General features: G+C 60.4%; 22 protein-coding genes. 9 read left to right on the top strand and 13 right to left on the bottom strand.

What is annotated here, in order from left to right; genetic code table 11:
- Window positions 1–58: 58 nt before the first annotated feature.
- The 3 genes from BLS91_RS13870 (at window position 59) to BLS91_RS13860 (ending at window position 4,657) form a co-directional block, all read left to right on the top strand.
- On the top strand, window positions 59–595 hold the full coding sequence (locus tag BLS91_RS13870) for a DUF2290 domain-containing protein (RefSeq protein ID WP_159433870.1): 537 nt from the start codon (window positions 59–61) through the stop codon (window positions 593–595).
- A gap of 267 nt (window positions 596–862) precedes the next feature.
- Window positions 863–2,905, top strand: coding sequence for a hypothetical protein (locus BLS91_RS19975; RefSeq protein WP_159433869.1), 2,043 nt, complete (start codon window positions 863–865; stop codon window positions 2,903–2,905).
- A gap of 324 nt (window positions 2,906–3,229) precedes the next feature.
- Window positions 3,230–4,657 (top strand): recombinase family protein, encoded by a 1,428-nt coding sequence (locus tag BLS91_RS13860; RefSeq protein WP_159433868.1) that lies wholly within the window; start codon window positions 3,230–3,232, stop codon window positions 4,655–4,657.
- Here BLS91_RS13860 and BLS91_RS13855 read toward each other — a convergent pair.
- The 3 genes from BLS91_RS13855 to BLS91_RS19970 form a co-directional block, all read right to left on the bottom strand.
- Window positions 4,654–5,214 carry a recombinase family protein gene (locus BLS91_RS13855; protein WP_092341360.1) on the bottom strand — a complete coding sequence of 187 codons (561 nt, stop codon included), beginning with the start codon at window positions 5,212–5,214 and terminating at the stop codon, window positions 4,654–4,656. The genes BLS91_RS13860 and BLS91_RS13855 overlap by 4 nt on opposite strands.
- 145 nt (window positions 5,215–5,359) lie before the next feature.
- Window positions 5,360–5,842: a hypothetical protein gene (locus BLS91_RS13850; protein WP_134505271.1), complete on the bottom strand. Its 483-nt coding sequence runs from the start codon at window positions 5,840–5,842 to the stop codon at window positions 5,360–5,362.
- Between the two features lie 74 nt (window positions 5,843–5,916).
- Window positions 5,917–6,267, bottom strand: a complete 351-nt coding sequence (locus BLS91_RS19970; protein ID WP_134505272.1) for a hypothetical protein — start codon at window positions 6,265–6,267, stop codon at window positions 5,917–5,919.
- Window positions 6,268–6,276: 9 nt separating this feature from the next.
- Between BLS91_RS19970 and BLS91_RS19965 the strand changes: the two genes are divergently transcribed.
- The 4 genes from BLS91_RS19965 (at window position 6,277) to BLS91_RS13835 (ending at window position 7,700) form a co-directional block, all read left to right on the top strand.
- The gene (locus BLS91_RS19965; RefSeq protein ID WP_134505273.1) at window positions 6,277–6,564 is read left to right on the top strand and encodes a hypothetical protein; all 288 of its coding nucleotides are present in this window, start codon (window positions 6,277–6,279) and stop codon (window positions 6,562–6,564) included.
- Entirely contained in the window at window positions 6,561–7,160 is a 600-nt protein-coding gene (locus BLS91_RS13840) for a hypothetical protein (protein ID WP_092341357.1), read from the top strand. The genes BLS91_RS19965 and BLS91_RS13840 overlap by 4 nt, the downstream gene beginning before the upstream one ends.
- Window positions 7,161–7,269: 109 nt before the next feature.
- On the top strand, window positions 7,270–7,431 hold the full coding sequence (locus BLS91_RS19960) for a hypothetical protein (RefSeq protein WP_159433867.1): 162 nt from the start codon (window positions 7,270–7,272) through the stop codon (window positions 7,429–7,431).
- Window positions 7,428–7,700, top strand: a complete 273-nt coding sequence (locus BLS91_RS13835) for a hypothetical protein (RefSeq protein ID WP_092341356.1) — start codon at window positions 7,428–7,430, stop codon at window positions 7,698–7,700. The genes BLS91_RS19960 and BLS91_RS13835 overlap by 4 nt, the downstream gene beginning before the upstream one ends.
- On the opposite strand, the gene BLS91_RS13830 is transcribed toward BLS91_RS13835, so the two are convergent.
- Window positions 7,697–8,515, bottom strand: a complete 819-nt coding sequence (locus BLS91_RS13830) for a metallophosphoesterase family protein (protein WP_159433866.1) — start codon at window positions 8,513–8,515, stop codon at window positions 7,697–7,699. The genes BLS91_RS13835 and BLS91_RS13830 overlap by 4 nt on opposite strands.
- A 107-nt stretch (window positions 8,516–8,622) precedes the next feature.
- Here BLS91_RS13830 and BLS91_RS13825 point away from each other — a divergent pair, with 107 nt between their 5' ends.
- Window positions 8,623–9,030 (top strand): antitoxin VbhA family protein, encoded by a 408-nt coding sequence (locus BLS91_RS13825; protein WP_092341354.1) that lies wholly within the window; start codon window positions 8,623–8,625, stop codon window positions 9,028–9,030.
- A 177-nt stretch (window positions 9,031–9,207) separates the two neighbouring features.
- Complete coding sequence (locus BLS91_RS13820; RefSeq protein ID WP_134505274.1) at window positions 9,208–9,780, top strand: hypothetical protein; 573 nt, start codon at window positions 9,208–9,210, stop codon at window positions 9,778–9,780.
- Between the two features lie 215 nt (window positions 9,781–9,995).
- Here the strand turns inward: BLS91_RS13820 and BLS91_RS13815 are convergent, their stop codons facing one another.
- The 9 genes from BLS91_RS13815 to BLS91_RS13775 form a co-directional block, all read right to left on the bottom strand.
- A complete protein-coding gene (locus BLS91_RS13815; RefSeq protein ID WP_092341352.1) occupies window positions 9,996–10,187 on the bottom strand; it encodes a hypothetical protein in 192 nt (63 codons plus the stop codon).
- A 14-nt stretch (window positions 10,188–10,201) separates the two neighbouring features.
- Window positions 10,202–10,711: a hypothetical protein gene (locus tag BLS91_RS13810; RefSeq protein ID WP_092341351.1), complete on the bottom strand. Its 510-nt coding sequence runs from the start codon at window positions 10,709–10,711 to the stop codon at window positions 10,202–10,204.
- Between the two features lie 76 nt (window positions 10,712–10,787).
- Window positions 10,788–11,117 carry a hypothetical protein gene (locus tag BLS91_RS13805; RefSeq protein ID WP_092341350.1) on the bottom strand — a complete coding sequence of 110 codons (330 nt, stop codon included), beginning with the start codon at window positions 11,115–11,117 and terminating at the stop codon, window positions 10,788–10,790.
- Window positions 11,114–11,299, bottom strand: coding sequence for a hypothetical protein (locus tag BLS91_RS13800; protein ID WP_092341349.1), 186 nt, complete (start codon window positions 11,297–11,299; stop codon window positions 11,114–11,116). The genes BLS91_RS13805 and BLS91_RS13800 overlap by 4 nt, the downstream gene beginning before the upstream one ends.
- Window positions 11,300–11,383: 84 nt before the next feature.
- The gene (locus tag BLS91_RS13795) at window positions 11,384–12,439 is read right to left on the bottom strand and encodes a hypothetical protein (protein WP_092341348.1); all 1,056 of its coding nucleotides are present in this window, start codon (window positions 12,437–12,439) and stop codon (window positions 11,384–11,386) included.
- A gap of 206 nt (window positions 12,440–12,645) precedes the next feature.
- Complete coding sequence (locus BLS91_RS13790) at window positions 12,646–14,124, bottom strand: DNA polymerase (protein ID WP_092341347.1); 1,479 nt, start codon at window positions 14,122–14,124, stop codon at window positions 12,646–12,648.
- Between the two features lie 3 nt (window positions 14,125–14,127).
- Window positions 14,128–16,476, bottom strand: a complete 2,349-nt coding sequence (locus BLS91_RS13785) for a hypothetical protein (protein ID WP_092341346.1) — start codon at window positions 16,474–16,476, stop codon at window positions 14,128–14,130.
- A gap of 739 nt (window positions 16,477–17,215) precedes the next feature.
- On the bottom strand, window positions 17,216–17,623 hold the full coding sequence (locus BLS91_RS13780) for a hypothetical protein (RefSeq protein WP_134505275.1): 408 nt from the start codon (window positions 17,621–17,623) through the stop codon (window positions 17,216–17,218).
- Between the two features lie 28 nt (window positions 17,624–17,651).
- Entirely contained in the window at window positions 17,652–17,876 is a 225-nt protein-coding gene (locus tag BLS91_RS13775) for a hypothetical protein (protein ID WP_092341344.1), read from the bottom strand.
- Between the last annotated feature and the right edge of the window lie 65 nt (window positions 17,877–17,941).

Here is a 17,941-nt window from a genome sequence, read left to right as displayed (position 1 = left end):
AGAGTGGCCAGCTCTCCACCATGAAAGCGGGGTGGAGCACGTGACGACGAGGTTTCCGGTGAACAGCAGCGTGCTGAAGTCAGTTCCATACGCGGTCGTTTACGCAGAACAGGCACGGCAGCGTGCGTTTAACTTTGTCTTTCTAGACAAGGCAATGATTCAAATGAGCTACGAGATCGCCAGCGGGAAACTGCTCAGGCACAGGTTGGCGTTCCTCCCCTCACCCAGCTTGATTGAGTTTCAGACAAACCCGGACCTATACCTGCATGAAACGCTCTACGCTGACATGGTTGGATACCAAGTAGTCTCAGTTCCGATTCGCATTGACTACGACGTCCGCGACGGAGTTCCGAACGGCCTGCAACACCCCGCCGCCCACCTGACGCTCGGACAATACCAAAACTGCCGTATTCCAGTGAGTGCCCCTGTTACGCCAAGCGTCTTTGTCGATTTCATCGTCAGGCATTTCTATCGAGCTCCGGGGATGAAAGAGGCAAAAATCGATCTCAATTTGGAACAAGCATTCCAGAATGCCCAGGTCCTCGATCTGCAAGGCGCTGTCCATCTATTCTCCCCGGGCAACAGGTCCGCCTAAGCATGCCGCCGCAGCGCCATGAGCGCCATTGAATGTGCCCCGCGAAGCCGAGCACGCCTAGTCCCCAGCAAGGCGAGGTCTCGCAAGTGAACGGGTGCGAGTGGCAGTTCAGGCCTCAATCGCCACCAACCCCAACCCCAATCCCAATCCCAATCCCAATCCCAACCGCACCATTGGCGTCGGAAGCAAGCGATGACCAAGCAACTGTTCATCACGAGGCTCAACCTGACAAAGACATTGAGGAACGCCTAAATTGAGAGTCGCGACATGAATCCAAAGAACAGCGACTCAAGTTGGACATGGCGTCGCGTGCGCGCGGCGTTCGGGGTCCGCGAGAATGCCCCACACACTCCGTCCTTGAAATCTGCGTCAGTACATTTTCTCCTCACAGCGTCGCTGCGGGGCGACCCAAACCTTGCGCGCTCAGTGCGCAAGCTTTTGGACGCTGAACTCGCCGTGTCGGCAGCTTGGCCGTCTGAGACAGCCATTCGCGTTTCTCACCGTTTGCGCAAGGAAGCCCGACAGTTGAAAAGTGTTCGCGCGATGGCGATGCTGCACGAGCGAGCAGATGTCACGGGCTCATGGCGGAGTGCTCTCGCATTCGCGCTGCGGTTCCCGCGCCTCGGCATCCAGTACCTTCACGCGAAGTGGGTGACGACGAAAATTTCCCCGCGTTTCAAGAAATTCGCCGAGTCTCCCTCGGAAGGAAGGCTCTTGGTCCTTCTCGCTTTGCACCCGTTCTTCACTATCCGTCGCGTGCTGCCGAGCATTCGATTCACCTGGAACAAGAAGCGAGGAGATCCAGTGGAAGGGAGGCACGAAGGATCGGTTGAGCAGGCTGCCGAGGGAGCCGAAATCGACGATGACAAGTCGAGTTTCTTGGATGTGCTCGCCGAAGCCGAGCGGCTCTACTTAGACCGTCAAGTCGTCTCCGTCGCGATACGTCTCAGCGACGCCCGTCTTTTCGGGGGGCCGGACCGTGACGAAGATGGATTTGTCAGGCTGATGCTACGTGAGAGTTATCACGACTTTGTTCTACCCGGATCGGAGGAACAGCATCACGTCGTCTTCGAACCACGGCTGCTGCTGCATGAGTCCGGCGTGGTGCAACTGGACCTAGTTCTTAGTGCCCAGACGACGCTGGACGTCCGCCAAGCGCTCGCGATGATGTGGGGACCGGAAGAGCTCTTCCTGCGCTCCCAAATGTCCAAACCGCTGCTTCGGGGGACTCAATGGGAACAAGTTGCCGACTACTCGAGCGGCGAAGTCGACGCTGGGCAGCCACTCGGAACTATCGAGCACCCGACCCCGATTTCCATGGCTCAGCTGTTGGAAATACACCTGAGTGCAGTACTCGCGATCATCAAGCGTTCCTATCGGCATTGGGTCATCTATCCGTTCGCCATTCTCGATGCAGACGAGTGCTGCAATCCCGAAGAATGGAAGCAAACTCATCGAGACGACTTGATTCGTCTTGCCATCCGGGGATCAGTCGAGCGAGAAGTTGCCCCGCACGTCGCCATCCCGCGAGATCTCTCGCTCGGGCGAGACCGGTCCCTGTATGCCGGTTTGGGCTCAGCGGTCCACTTCCAATGGAGGGGCGCTGCTCCGAGAGGAGTAGCCGAGTTGGATACTGTCCTAGTGCTCGAGTATGCACTGTTGCAGTACATGCGGCTCCACACCATGGAAGAACACGTTTCGCAAATGGCTCTCGGTGAGAGGAGTATGCGTGCTCGATACCGCGGGGCGGTGCGCATCTTCTCTGAGCTGAGGCAACGCGATCTGCGATCTGGCGAAGCACGGGATGTCGTGCGGCACGTTCTACAAGAATTTGGGGTACCCGACATCCGGCGAACCATTGAGACGGCGCTCAACCTCTCCGCGTCAGCGTACGCGACCCTGAGCGCCGAGCGTGCGTCGCGGCGGGCGTGGTGGGTCACCTCGGCGGCGACTCTAATCGCTCTCTTGGTCGCAGTGCCGCCCCTTCGGGAACTCCTAAACTCCGTGCCTGCGTCCGAGCCCGGTGAGACATGGGCGCTCGTTCCTTTTAGGTGGCTGGCCGATCGAGGATTCTGGGGTCCGTGGTTCACAATGGCTGGAGTGTTGCTCCTAGTAATCGCTATCTGGATTCTCGATGTGTCGTGGCGCTGGCGTGTGAGACGGTTGCCTTCATTCAGAAGGGGGTACAAGTGGCCGAATGAGTTCACGGTCGACCGCGAACTCCATTCACCATCCGCTCTCGGTCCACGAAGCACGAACCTTCACGTAAGCCTGCCTGGCGGCGCGAAAGACACTGGAGGTTCTTCTTAGTGGACTAGCGATGACCGCCAACAAGCTCACATAGAGCGCGGCTCATCCAAGATGGGAGACCAAGGTGTGCCAATCTGTTGTACGTGCGCTCACATCACAGCTACGTCCCAGTCCTCGCATTTTTGTGCATGTAGTTCCGGATACCCGGGAGAACGCCCCATAAGCCGTCCTCGTTTCTCTACTTTCTACCAAGGGTGATCGAGGGCGGTCGTTACTGGGGTGTCGTCATCCTCAGCACGGAGACGTTGGGACGATGGCTGTCGCAATTCGCCATGGAAAAATGACCAATCTCACAGGACTAGTGCCCGGACTATGATGCAATATATGAGAGCAGGAATTTACGCCCGGATCAGTGAAGACGCAGGCGGTAAAGCTCTCGGCGTCGGACGCCAGAAGAAGGACTGCGAGAAGGTCGCTCGCGAAAAAGGCTGGGATGTTGTCGCGTATTACGTCGACAACGATGTGAGCGCCACCCGCTCGAAGCGTCGGCCGGAGTACGAGCGCATGCTAGCGGACATCGCGCTGCGGAGAATCGACGCCGTCGTAATTTACAGCATCGACCGGCTCACCAGGCGCCCGGCAGAGCTTGAAGTAATAATCGCGCTGGCCGACGTCTATGACTTCCAGATGGCGACGGTGAGCGGCGGCATCCACATCGCCACCCAAGAGGATCGCATGCTGGCGCGGACGATGGGTGCTCTTGCCTCCTACGAAACCAGCAAGATGAGCCAGAGGCTCAAACGCAAATTCTTGGAGAAGGCAGAGCTCGGCGAGCCACACGGTTTCAGCCCGTACGGTTACACGCGAGTCCAGCCGGTCGACGTCAATGGCATCACCAGCAGGATCGGCCGTGACATCATCCACCAGGAACACGGCGAGATCGTGCGGGAGGCGGCACGGCGAACGCTAAAAGGCGAATCGCTCCGCTCAATTGTCACCGACTTCAACGTCCGCAGCATCCACGGCCCCAAGGCCGTCAAGTGGAACTCGACGATTCTCAGGCAGATCCTGTTACGGCCGACCAATGCCGGTCTCCGCCAGTATCAAGGCAAGGTGCTCGGACCGTCGACGACCGAGCCGCTCTACGACACAGCCACACACGATCGGCTGGTGGCGCTGCTGAAAGACCCGAGCCGACGAAGTAACTTCTCCGGATCCAGCTACAAATATCTTCTGAGTGGCTTAGCAATCTGTGGGCTATGCGATGGCCCAATGCGCCGGCAGATCGGGCGCGAGGTCGTGAGCAAGCGGACCGGTGCAATCAAACGTCAGCCTCCTTCTTACAATTGCGCAGACTGCTACAAAGTCAGGCGCCACCAAGAGGCGGTCGACGAACTCATCGTCGAGTTGATCATTGCCCGGCTGTCCATGCCTGACGCTGCTACGTTTCACCAGACCGGCGATTCCGTTCTGGCAGATGAAGCGCAGGCCTCGATCGAGGCTATCGACGCGAAACTGGTTCTCCTGGTCGACCGGTTCACGGATGACCTCTGCACCGCAGAGCAATTCAAATGGGGTACGGAGAAGCTTCGACTCCGGCGAGCAGATGCCGAGCGCAAATTGGACGGAGCCCGCCCGCGCACACTGCTCTCTTCACTCACCGACGGTGGTGCTGTACGCGAAAACTGGGGCGCTCTGCCGATCGACGCACAACGAGATGTTGTTACTGACCTCCTGACGGTCACCATCCTGCCGGCAGGGTCCGGCAAGAGGTTCGACCCGGACCTGATCGAAGTGAAGTGGAAGGACTAAGCCGGGTTTAGCTCAAGAGCTCGGTACACCACGCTGCGTGAGCAGCCAAGCTCGGCGCCGATCTCGCGCGCAGTAGACCCACGCTTGTACATGACTTTGGCTAGTTCGGTCTTGGCATCGTTCAACGCACGCGGTCGACCGCCGACTCTCCCCCGCTCCCGTGCTGCTCGAAGTCCGGCGTTCGTTCGTTCGATCAGGATCTCCCGCTCCATGGTTGCGAAAGAGATGAGCAGGGTTTGCAGCATGCGGCCGGCCGGCGTCGCGGAGTCGATGCCCTCCGTAATAGAACGGAACGTCACGCCCTTTGCATCCAGGTCCTCCATCAGGTGCAGGACCGCTAACGTATTTCTCCCAAGGCGGTCCAGGCGGACGGTCACAAGCTGATCGCCGTCGCGAAGAAACGCGAGCGCTGCTGTCAAACCTGGGCGGACGGCAACCGAACCGCTGATCCCGACGTCTTCAAAAATTTTGGTCACACCGGCTTTTTTCAGTGCGTCGTACTGGAGGTCGGTCTTCTGCTCAACCGTAGAAATTCTCACGTATCCGATGAGTGCCATGTCGATCCGATCTCTAAAACGCCATTCGCCGATTCCGGGAGTGAGCCGATATCGGGACTACTTCCGGAACTCGATTTGGCTCCTGAGGCGTACATGCGCGGACAATTCCAAATTCGACCGTTTTAGCGAGGGCCGTTCCGGCCTCTCAATAATGGACGCGTCGAACGTCGAAGCCTTCAGGAACACGGCCAAGCCCGAGCACCCAAGAATCTAAAGCCGCATGGGCCGCCGCCAGCGTCAACACTTGCCGGCGCTCAACCACGACGGTGTGCTCCCCGCCGAACACTGCGACCATCTCTGACCTCCCACCAGGAATCCCGAGTACCGCCATCGCGTTCGTATCTCCAGGAATCGAAAGCTCGACGGTGCAGGCGTCCGGTTCGCCATAAACCTGGAACCAGCGCCCCGAGCCCGTATCGCCACAGACCGCCCACGGGAGTCCGGTTCGGGCGTTGACGACGGACACGAGGTCGTGGAGAAAAACGGCCGACCACGCCGTGTGCTCGATCGGTGTGTGCGCAGCCGTCCACCACCAGCTTCGCTCGTCCGGCATCACATCGAGCAGCGCCCCGAGCTCCGGGTCAAACGCAAAATTTAGGAGGGTGAGCGGGTCGGCGGTAGTAGTCATGGTCGCCACATGCGCGGAGGGCTTACCGAATTTTCGGGCGTGCCAAGGGCGGCCCCGAGCACTCCCCCATCAGATCAACGCAGCTCTGGGAACGAATTTTGCCACGCGGCCCGAATCCTGCCCGGCAGAAACAGATCCGGCCAAACCCGTAGGAACAATTCACGGTTCAGGATCGCGAGGTCCTCAGCGCTCAAAGATTCTCGCATTACGCACGCATACCACTCCCCTACCGAAGCCGGATCATCCAGCCGCACTGGCCGCCGACTTGACCATTGAAGGTGCGGCGGCAGGATCAGCGTGCCGCTGCTCGGGCCGGTCAGCGTGCCGAGGTCCTCGGCTACCCAGATCGACCGAAGCTCCCAAAAGCCAGGCCGGACACCGGCGGGCACCGGGTGGCTGCGATCAAAGACCGGTGGGATTCTCATGCGACCATCATGCGCGGCACCCTCGCTGCCGCGCATGACCCTCTCATGAAACGTCCGCCGATCCTCCATGCCTATGCGATAGCTACGACCATCGAGCCGATTTTCTACGCGCTCCACGAAGATGGCGGTGCTTCGGCCTCCGTTCGCGCCGGCGCCCGGTGGGAGCCGAGCAGTGGCGCCTTCTTCGAGATTGGGTCACCGGCCGTCGTCAACCTCGAGAGTGGCTGCTTCATCGGCGGCATCGTCATCGAGAATGCGGTCCGCATCCTCGGCCCTCAACCTCGGCCCACGTCATGACCTACGAATCGCGGATCGATGCCAAGACCCGGGTCGGCGAGTACTTGGTTCAGTGCGCTGGCCGGCCGCTGGTCCGAGTGTTGATGGGTCCCGGCGGGATTGCACGCGCTTTCCCCGAACCGTGGCTCCGGCCCGCTGTGCGCTGGGCCGGCGCCTGGATCATTGATGTGCAGCTTCGAATTGGCGGCCGGTGGCCCATGACGGTCGAAGTCCGGGAGGGAACCGCCATGTTCGACCAAGGCACGGTCCAGAGCATCGAATGCGTCGCTCAGTCAGTTCCCACCCTCCTCCCCGGCTCTCCAGCTGGGATCTATCGTGCGTTCTCCAAAGCGGATCACGTGGTTGTGTGGCTGAACGGCGATGGCGCGCGGATAGCGCACGGGCCGGTGCTCGAAACGGAGGCCTACGAATATCGGGGTGACGGGCGAGCTCACGAAGTTTCGTCCTTCATTTTCGCGGTTGGTGAGCGGGCCACCGTCACCTGGGCGGGACTGGATCCAGAGGAAGGCATGCCGGGGTTCACAACCAACAAACCGATCTATCGGATCGATTGGCTGGCGCCAAGCGAAATTCGGAAGCAGCCGCTCGACCGGTAGCTGGTGGCTTGCGGAGCGAAGGCGGCGTCGGGCACCTGGGCGCACAGAGAATCCTTTGAGGTTGATCGCAACGGCCAACGGTGCGGCGAGCTGTTCGAGGACCAACAGTGTGCCCAGCTCTTCGATGACCGGCGGCACGGCTGAGCTCTTCGAAGTTCGGGTGCGCGGATGGTTGGACGGCGCGCCCGGCTATTCGGTAGCACTGTGCGCGTTGGTCGATGTTCGTCGCCCCGTCTCCGCCCTCAGCGTGCCGCGCATGCAAGGTTCATGACCACCACGACCCAGCCCACCGTCGAACTCTTCCGGATCGTCACGAGTACGGAGGTGATCCTGGTCGTTCGCAATTGGACAACAGGTAAATCTATCGCCTCGCCTGGCGAAGACATGCCATACGCGATCGTCGATACGGTTCGCCTGGTGCCCGGGGAGGCGGCGTCGGTGACCTTCATCGATGTTGAGGACGGAGACCGACTGATCCCGTTTACAGGCGGCATCGTAGAGACGATCAATCGTCACCCGTTTTCAGGGTTTGGGTGCTAGCGGCGGCGAGGGTCACCGAGCCATTGCCAGGCGCCCGACTCGAGGTCAAAACTGGCCGCGTTACCCTGCTCCCAGTCGCAGGCCAGTGAGTAGATCCGCGTTCCAGTGGCTGTGACTGTTTCGTCTTTGACGTGAATGTGGCCGTGGACCAGGACCTCGGGTTTTACAGCCTCATAGAGGCGCGTGATTCTGCGGCGACTGACAGCGCTATAGGCGAGCTCCGTTGCGTTCCACCCCATCGGGTTGGCACCGATTATCCGTTCGACAAGCGGGGTGCCGCCATCGATCGTCTCGTGAGTCAAAAGAACGTCGACGGGGCCTCCGGCGATCGCCTGGTCAACCTCGGCGTCGGACGCCATCTCGTCGTAAAACCACGACACTTCTGGCACGCGATCTTGAAAGTCCAGCGATGCTCCTCCCCCAAAACTCATGAACGAGCGACCGGCGAGAGTGAACCGGAACCCTCGGGGCATCACCCAAACAACCTCGCTCATTTGCACGATCTGATTCGGATTTTTCGCGAACTCGGCATTAAGATTTGCCCATTGCTCGTGGTTTCCAGGTGTCACTAGCACGCGGGAAATATTGGCTCTGGCGCTCCAGTAGTCAACCGTGCCCAAAAAACTTTTGCCGCGGAGCGGCGGCCAAAATCCGAAATCGCCAGCGTGCAAGATCGTCCGAACGCCTGGCACCTTCCGCGCGATGAAGGGAATGACCTGGCCGCACCAGCGAGAATCTGCGTGCCAGTCCCCGGCCATCGCGACCACGCTTTCACCGGGCAAACTCAGATCGTCAACCGTCTCATTCGTCGTCATAACCCCATCATGCGCGGCACCCGCCCGGTCCGGGTGGCAGGCCGGAAGTCGGGACGGGGTGGTTGGGTTGCCGCGCATGGGACCAGGTGAACAGAGTGGAGGGATCAGTGACCGATGCAGACCGCCAGTTTTCGGGCGCCGAGCTTGACGAGCGCGTGGCAGAGATCTGGCACGCCTTCCGTGCGATCGGCCATCCGATTACCGATGCGGCGGAGGATCGAGTCCGGCGCTTATTACGTGGTGAGATCAGCTATGAGGAGGCGATGGATGAGATCTCGGCGCTCTACACGCGGACAGTAGCTGAGTTGGCGGGTGACCTCGCGGCCGGCCGGTTTACGGAAGCCCACTTCCTTATGGCGGTCGTCAACATACCGGTTGTTCGGCGGCTTGACGCGGATTCTCCGGCCTGTGGGCCGGTCGCGGAGCTGCACGACGCTCTTACTGATGGGCTGATTAGTTCCGAAGTGCATCGGCGCACGCTGGCGGCGATGCTCGCAGCTGGGCACGAAGCCTGAGGTGAACACGGGCTGGACTCGGTGCAAGGCGGGGGCGGCATGAGGGGCGTGCCGGAGAACGGGGTGGATGTTGAGCGTGGCGCGAAATGGGGGTTTTAAGGCAGGTGAATGGGGTTGCGTGGCTCGGTACGATTTCCGTGCCGGGGGGTTGAACTGGCCTAACGTTTGGGGCTGGACATGCACTTTGACCTAGATGAAGATGGGACTTTCCTCTTCCCGCCGGCCACCTACGGGGATGGAACAGCAGCTGCTTACGTGAAATTCTGGCTGGAAGTGCCGATAAGCGACAGCATCCTAGGGAACATCACCGTTGGCTACGCCGAGCTCATGCGCAAAGAAGCGATCGCTACAGGGATTCGGTGGGGTGCTGGCTACGACAAGGAACATTACGCCGAGCTTCACCATCCGAATCGCGCCCGGGAGGCGGCCGCTGACCTGGCTCGGGAAGCCGCATACGAAGACTTCATGGGCGGCTGGTACGCCAACAACCCAAAAGAGATCAAAGGGCAGCACACTCGATTAATCGCTAGGGCCGCCCAGCTGTTCTTTTTCAGCAGGGTTCTCAACGATGAAGATCAAAATTCGGTCCTTGAATCGACGCTGACGATTAACGGCCAAGACCGCACTGTGCGCGATATTTACTCAAGCTACAGACTGAAGCACATCCGCTCACATTTTCAGCTCCCGGCCGTCACCTCCTCCGAACTTCTCCTCGATATTCGTCTCGAAGTGCAGAAGCTGCGCGGGTAGAGGCGGCTGGGGTGCAAAGAACCCCGGCACGGAATGCGTGCCGGGGTTCTGGGTGGTCGGAGTGATCACCGCGCGGGGGTGGGCCGGCGGCTAGCACTCGCAATCGTCATCGTGGGCATGTTGGTCCACGAGCTCTTGAAGGGAGCACGAGCCGCACAAACGGTCCGGGTGGCTGGCGTACTCGCCACACTCACAGATGTAGATGTCCCACGACATCACTCCCCCATACATGCTGCGATCACCGCCGCCTGGGCGGCCCGGTAGAAATCATGCTGGCGAGCGGTTAGAACGCCGGTTCGACCGGCCTCCTGTTCGGCCTCGCCGTAGGAAGTGGTAGCGGTCTGAACGGCTTCCATGAGTTCCGCGGCTGCCAGGAGACGGGCGGCGATTTGAGCTTGGTTCAACATTTCTCTACGGTCCTTTAGTTGGTTGTCTTGACGGATTTCGGCGCGGTGGCGCGTGGTCGGGTCCAAGGAGCCGAACGAATACCCCGCGTGATGTCATGGATAAACCTCGTTGCAAACGTCGGGTCGTTGGCTGCCTCCGCGGCGAGGTCTGGATTCTTCACAACTTCACTTGCAAGACGCAGAAGAACATCCGGGCATTCGCACCCGAGGCTTTCACGTGGTTCGGCCGTCGTCGTGAACCCCGTGACAGCTTCATGGTTCAAGTCCCGTTGCTCGAGCACGAAGACGGTACCCAGTTGAGCTAGACCTTCGTTCAGTTGCAGGACCTCGACGATGGGGAGGCGGCTGCGGTCATCGCTAACCTCTCCTGCCAGCCGCTCGACAGCCTGTATGAGAACGGTCTTGCCGATTCCATGGCGACCAGTGAGGATGATCAGTCGGTCCGATGTTCCGTTCACCGCCTCGATGAGAGCGGCGTTGAGCAGGGGGTTGTTGGTGAAGGTGTTGATGATCTGTGATCGCATGATTTTGAACTTTCTTTCGGTTGAAGTTGTTGGATGGTTATGCTGCTTGGACTAGGGGGTAGGTGGAGCCGGCGTACTAGGCCGGAATATGCAGGGAGAGCACCACCCTTCGAATTCGGCGCCGGTCGCCACGCAGACGGAGATCGCATGTGCCGAGGGTTTGCCGGTCGTCCTCCCACAGTCCTTCGCCGTAGTGGTTCGTGGCGAACTCGGTGACCAGGGGCTCGCCCCAGGCATCCTCGGTGAGAACCGCCCAGCCGTAACCGCCATGAATCAGCTCGTTGACGGCCGAGACCCAGATGGCTGCTTTCCGCTCCTCATAGCCGCGGTAATAGCCCGCGTCGCGGAAAACCCGGTGCACACTGCGGAAAAATTTGATCCCGTTGACGACGGTGGTCTCGGTCACGACCGGCTGCTTCCAGTGAGGCCAGCAGCCTCTTCGACAGCAATCCGATATTCGAGCTTGCCGATCTGCACGAGGACCGGGTAGAGATCCTCCTGGGCGTCGTCACGAATGGTTTGAAAAAGGGTGCGCAACTCCTTTAGAGCTGCGAGCTCGACCGCGGCCGATGATGTTGAGTGAGCCATTTGATTTCCTCTACCTGGTGGATTGGAGAGAGGCTGTTTCCCCTCTATATAGACGGCGCCGGTCGCCACCCGAAAAAGAGCTCATTATCGAGAAAATGCCGAAAGTTTCTTTTTGTTCTTCACGATGTTCTTCACGGTCCGCGGGTCGATGCCCCGTAATTCCGCTTCGATGACGCCGATATCACCGCTGGAATTGCCGAGCACCAGGTTGACGGTCGCCCGGTACAGAGCCTCAGGAATCTCAAGGCGAGCGGCGACGACTTTGGCGTCACGAGCTGCGGCGTCATAAGCGCGGGCCGGCGACGTCGCCGCAGTCGCCCGCTCAACGACATATTCGACGAGAGCCGACGCCTGCTCCGGAACAAGGCCGCCGGTAACAAGGAGCGTGACGACACGGTTCAGCGCGGGCGACCTGAAGGCTGGCTCTAATTCAGCTGAACGGCGTGCAGCTTCAATCGAGACCGAGTCCTCTGAGTTGGTGATAGCTTCGCCACCGTTATCCGCGAAAAGCACGGTCATCGGGTTATAGGAACCGTCCGCTGGGACCTCGCCGGTCATCGGAGTGCGCTCATCTGCGCTGTGGCTGGTGCGGAGGCGGTCGAGCTTGTTGGCATAGCCGAGGCGCTTGCCCAGCACCTCGTTTGTGTAGCCCCACGGAGTTTTCGCTTCGAGGAACGCCGGTGAGTTCCAGATTTCCCAGATGTACGAGATTAAGTCGGTGCGCATCATCGTGAGTTCTGCGGCCGCTGCCCGGTCGAGGTCGTACTGGCGGGCGAAGTACGCAAACCGTTCGGCGCCCAGCTCGAGCAGTGCCCGGCCACGAACACTGCGCCAGACGCGGGTGTTCTCACGGCCCAATGTCGTCTTCTTCGACTTCAAGTGCCGACTGTCGAGAATTGCGGAGTGCTCAAAGCTGAGCTCGGCATCCTCCAGCGCCCTCTTCGCGGCCTTCTCAGCGACCTTCGCATGTGCACGAGCCTCAGCAGTGGCCGCCGCTTCGACGATGGCACGAGCTGCATCCAGCTCCTCGGCGAACGTCGGGTCGATGCGACGGGCTGCGATGCTCGCCGCCAGCTCGAAAAACTCGTGGGCTTCGGTGCCCGGCGTGTGCGGATTGTTTACCGAGAACATGTGTTGCATGACGAAAATGCCTCCTGATCGGGGCAAAATTTGTCTTGCGCTTTGCCTTCACTGAAGAGACATGCGGCGGAAAGACGCCGAAACCGGGCCTAAAGCCTGATATTCGGCGATCGATGACAAAGCGTTATAGATTTGTTACATTCGGTTTTAGGCGCAGCAAAAAGCCCGGCACCGCTCAGGTACCGGGCAGGAATCGAGGTTGAGTTCTAGGCCTGCTGCGCCCAGCGACCGAAGGAGACTTTCGCCTTGCCGGTGAGCACAACACCCTCGCCCAGGTCGACCGTCATGGCCTCCAGCAGCTTCTCCGCATACTCGGCTGAACGGCCGGTGGGCGAAAGAATGAACGCCTCATCGTGCAGCGGGATGTACAACGCTTCGGGGCCCATCGACTTGGCGATCGCCCGGACCGCTGCACCGTAGGCGTCACGTGCAGATGACTGCACCTGCAGGTTCGTGGCGATCGCATGGCGGGTCTTGTAGGTCATGCCGTCAAGACGTGGGAGCGGGCGGCCCCACAACGTCGTCAAGGCTTCGCCACGGCGGCTGCGTTCAGTTTGCTGTGCGCAGAACGCGACGACCTCCGGAAAGAGTTTCTTCATTCCGTCGTGCGTTGCGGCGGCCTGGTCGGCACCAACGGTCTTGGCGAGGGTCGATTGCTTCTGGCCGTAGAGGAACGAGATGAACTGCACCTTCGCGGCTTTCCGCTCCTGGCCGGAGGCCAGCGCCAGGTCGGCATATGGGTCGCCGTCCAGCACACTTCTAGTGAAGGACGGTGAACCGATCAGGCGAGCCAGAACGCGGCCCTCCTGGTTCGAGTGGTCGACCGACACGACATCGTGATTCTCCTCGGCCAAGAACAGGAACCGGAGCTCTCGCATGGCGCTCATGAGCCCCGGGAGCTGCCCACTCATACGGCCGGTGGCCGCGGCGTTCGTTCGCCAGATGGGGTGCACGCGCCCTTCTTGTGTCATTTTTCCGGCGATCCCGTCGAGGATCTGAGCCCGCTTCAGCGTGCTGTGAGCTTTCGTATAGCGATCCCAAGCCTCCTTGTGGATCAGGGGCATGTCCGTGATATCGCACTCGCTCGGGCGCGACCAGCCGTACTCACCAGTGCGGGTATAGCTGACGCCGAGACGGTCGAGGAACTGCGACTTCTTGGCATCCGAAACCCGAACATCAACACCCAACTCACGCTTGACCGCGTCCAACTCACGGTGGCGAATCTGCCGCTGCTCTTGCATTGCGAACCTGTCGATGCGATATCCACGACGGGCGGCATTTCGCCACATCTGGTCTTCGTTTTCAACGTTGCGTGCGGCGCGCTTGGCGGCTGGTGCAGCGGCGCTGTGCGCTCGTATGAGCGAGGCGAGCGCTGATCCTGGCGCTGGTGCGTCCTTACCTTTTACGGGTGCCAGGGCCAGGTCGAGGACTCGGCCGTTAGCGATCCGTGGGTTGCCGAGAGCAACCAGGAACGCGGCATGCTCGCGGTCCATGATCGCTGCGTCCTCGGAGTACACCGGGCGATTGGCGACGGTTAAAGCGGCGAACAGCGACAACCCCGCCTCGACACCGGCGGCCGTAAAAACCTGGCCGTCAGCGCCGTACACGCGGATGGCCTCGCGGCCGGTGCTGAACCGAATGGCCAGCGGTCCGGAGGTGGCCACTAGGAATTCTTCGATCGTCATCAGCTACTCACCCTCAGTTTCGGTCGGAGCAAACGTCGACCATGGGACAGCGATGCACTTGACGTTGAGCGAGTTGATACGGACGACCTTCTGCTTGTGGCCCGAATCAACGATGGCGACCGGTGCAAATGCCGTGATGATTGCCTGGTCCGTGATCGTTCGGTAGCGCGGTTCCATGCGAAGGATAGCGGCTGCATCCCGCGCCTGGAACGCGAGGAACTCAACGTTGTCGCCGCGGCCAGCACGGCGAACACCGAGCAGCTTCTTACGCTCGTCGAAGGCGATCACCAGCCCCTCCGTGTCCTTGATCGGGGCAGCTTTGTCGATCTGGACGTACGCTTGAGACCCCGCAACCGCAGCTCGGAGCGCATCAAGGAGCGACTCCCAGCTGGGCTTCTCGCCCCTCGTCACGTTCGTCGTGCCGTGGAAAAGGGCTGTCTTCCTGACGGCGTGGTGAACAGCGAGGACCAACACCTTTTGCTCCTCGACTGTGATGACAGCAAGATGACGCAGGTACTCAAACCAGATCAGGTTCCCGGCCGTGACGAGCGCTGCAACCTCCCGAACGCGCCGGGAAACCGGAAGGTCCTCAAGTAGAGCGATTGCGGCGACGCGGGACTTGGCCCAGCGGGCACGCCATGCATCCATTCCCTCCTCTTCGATGCGAGCGGCGACCCATCGGATGAAGGCAGCGAGCGCGATGGCAGGTAGACCACTGTTGGCGAGCGATTCGTAAACTTCGGAGTTGCCCGAGCGGAAAATGTTGAATCCAGGCTCGATGACGATCGGGTACAGGCGCTCTCGGGAGCTATCAAGTTCTTCGGCATCGGGGATTTGCTCGCCCACCATGACGACCGTCGGCGAGGATAGATCAGGAACACCCAGTTCCCACTCCCCCGTCTGAGTGTTCTTCATGGAAACGGAGTGGCGAGCGCTACCGCCGCCATAGCCCGCACGAACCAGGCGCTCGAGCGCCTTCTCCTGATCCTCATTGCCGTGCGTGGAGGTGCGCTTCCGTGAGTCGTCAATAGCTACGATGAGCCCATCTAAGCCCGCGCCCATGCGGCCGACGTTCGGAACCGAGCCGTCAATGATGCCCATCGGTTTACCCGAGGGGGCGAAAGCCGCGGAAATGTGGGCGGTCAGGCCCTGAACCATTGTCGTTTTGCCGCAGCCGTGGTGGCCAGCGACGAACGGGACGGCCCCGACGCCCATACCAGCCGCGCTCCAGATCGTTGGGCCCCACACGCCAGCCCAAAAGTTGGTGTCGGTGAGTTCGGCTGCTATGGCTTGCGTGTTCGCGGCCGCGGCTCGTTCATCGTCGATCGTGAGACCGGAGAGGTCGTTGAGGGCGATCATGTTGTACGCCGTCGCAAGCTGGGAGTGCGCCCGATTGGTGAGGCCTTGCGAAGTCATGAAGCCCGAGGTGGTGAGGAAGCCCCAGGTACCGTCAACCTGCTTCCAACCAGTGCGCTTGAGAACCGGACTCTCAATAACCTCGTCCGCACGGTGGGCGCGGATTGAAGCATCAATGGCCTTTCCAATCCAGGCGTCCGTAGCAACGACAATAGAGGTGCCTTGAGGGATTCGGTTCAACCACTTGCGCGGCAGAACCAGGTCAGCATCGCGGACGCCCGGCACCTCATAAACCCCGAGCCCAGAAGCGGTCATCACCGAAATCTCGAGGTCGTGGGTGAATTCGGCATTGATCCCGCGGGGGTCGCGCAGGTCGTCAATGACCGAGTGGGTGCGGAGTCGCCGTGCGGCAGCTTCCATGATGACGAGCGGAGGTGCGTCACCACGCGGGATGTAGGTGCGTCCCATCTCCGTGTCGACAGTCGGAGCAATGCTCGCCGGCGCAACCTTCTCAGCGACGGTCGCTTTGGGCCGGGCACCTAGTTTGTCGGCGGCATCAGCAATTAGCGCTTCGAGGTACGGGCCTTGCTCCGATTCTGGGCGCGAGGCGAGCATTGCATCCAGGGTGAAGAAGTCGAGCTTGATGAACTTTACGGACGCGGCACCGATGCGGAGTAGGTGGGCGGCAAGGGCCTTGGCTTGATCGAAAACTTCGGAATCGGTTTCAGTGGCACCCAGGGCCAAGACCACGTTCGATTTACGGTCGCGACGCACAAGTACTTCCAACTCGCGGTGCGGGGCTTTCGTCACCTGGGAGACCCACTCAGCCGGGCTCTGAATCCCGGCGATGACAGTGCCCACTACGTTCGCTTCGACCGCCATCTCCCAGCTGGTCGCGCCGGCGACGATCAAAACCGTCTCAACGTGCGCGGCCAGCACCTTGTGCCCTTCGGTGATTAAGACCGACGCTGCCGTGGCCAGTTCTGCAGATTCCATGTGATCCTCCGAGGACCTGGGGGCCTCTACGTGTGGAGGCCTGTACATAGACGGCGCCGGGCCGGACCCGAAAAAGAGGCGAAAACCACCAATAATCTGAAATAAGAGGCCAAATCTGAAATAGTGGCCCGAATCTGAAATAAGGATGAAATAGTGGATCCCTTTGTTTTACTGGGCTGTAGGGCCTTTCTCTCTCTCTCTCTCTATTTCATAAAAACAGATATATCAATAGGAGGGTGTGACCCACCCATAGAGATGTGTGCTCTCCCCAAAAACAGACAGACATACATACATGCCCCCCCCGCGGCTGAAATAGTGAAATAGGCGAAATAGGCTGCGGATCCCAATGAAACAAAGGGATCTCGGGATGCTCCGTATTTCAACCGGTACGAGATAGGCGAAGTAGGCGGCGTTTTGCGGTCCGGTTCACTACGATCCGCCGTTGCCTGGAACTTCCGAACAGCTTCTCGACCGACCCCACTGTCACGATCGGTCCTGGCGCGCTACCACGCTGCCGTGAGTGCCCCTATAGAGAGGAGTGCAGCAGTCGCCCCGACGTTGCAACACAACGCTTTACACCGGCGTCTGCGGCTCCCCGGCAACGTCGCTTGAGACACCCCCTCAATTCAGATGTCGCAAACAAGACTGCCGACGGTCATCGTCGACCGTCAAGATCGCCCGCCCGCAAACGAAAAAGCGGCCCGCACCCAAGGCACGGACCGCTCACTTCAACCCAGGTTTAACTCAAGCTGGCTGGTTCCGCCGGCCGGACCGGCCACCCACCACCCGCTGCCTTCACCCGGGCGCCATAAGCCTTAACGAGCGCCTCACTTGGCTTTGTCTGATCCCGCACGATCGAATATGACCTCAGGTTCCGACGACGTCGCACTTCCTCCCACGCATCGAAAAGATCCGCGTCGAGCCGCTCGTCAGCCAAAGCCCACGCTGCGCGGCCGGCCTCAGAGCCGTAGAAATCGACGGCGGCGCTCACGTTGACTCTCCACGCGTAGATGGCCCTGGAGTACTTCTCGCGCGGCATTGGTCCACCGTCCGGGCACGGCCCAAAGTCAAAACGGGTCAGAATCTGCTCCTGCAGACGGTAGCGTGCGCGGATCTCGGTAGCATGTGCTGGCTGTGTGATTGTCATATTCGCTGTCCTCTATCGTCCCGGTCGCTTAGGCCGCAACCGCGAAACGGCCGCCGAAGAGGCGTGAGAAGCGGCGTACCTGACGAACACGGAACAAGCTCGGCACCTCCCCTTGAGCGAGAACTCGTTCGAATTCGGCGATAGCCGCGGTGATTCGCAGGTACTCGTCGTTCGAGGCTGCTGTCGCTTTCGCGTTGAGGAGCGCCGCCTGATCCAGTTTCAACGTGGCGATGGTCGTAGTGATGGTTTCCATGGTTCGATCCCTTGCATAAGAGGCCACCGGAGGTGGCCTTCTACTGAGTACGTGTGCGGCCCCCA

Origin of the sequence: Cryobacterium flavum, assembly GCF_900103805.1 — a bacterium.
In the GTDB taxonomy this organism is placed as follows: Bacteria; Actinomycetota; Actinomycetes; order Actinomycetales; family Microbacteriaceae; genus Cryobacterium; species Cryobacterium flavum.
Note: the sequence above shows the minus strand (reverse complement) of the source record. Positions and strands in the feature narration are given on the sequence as shown.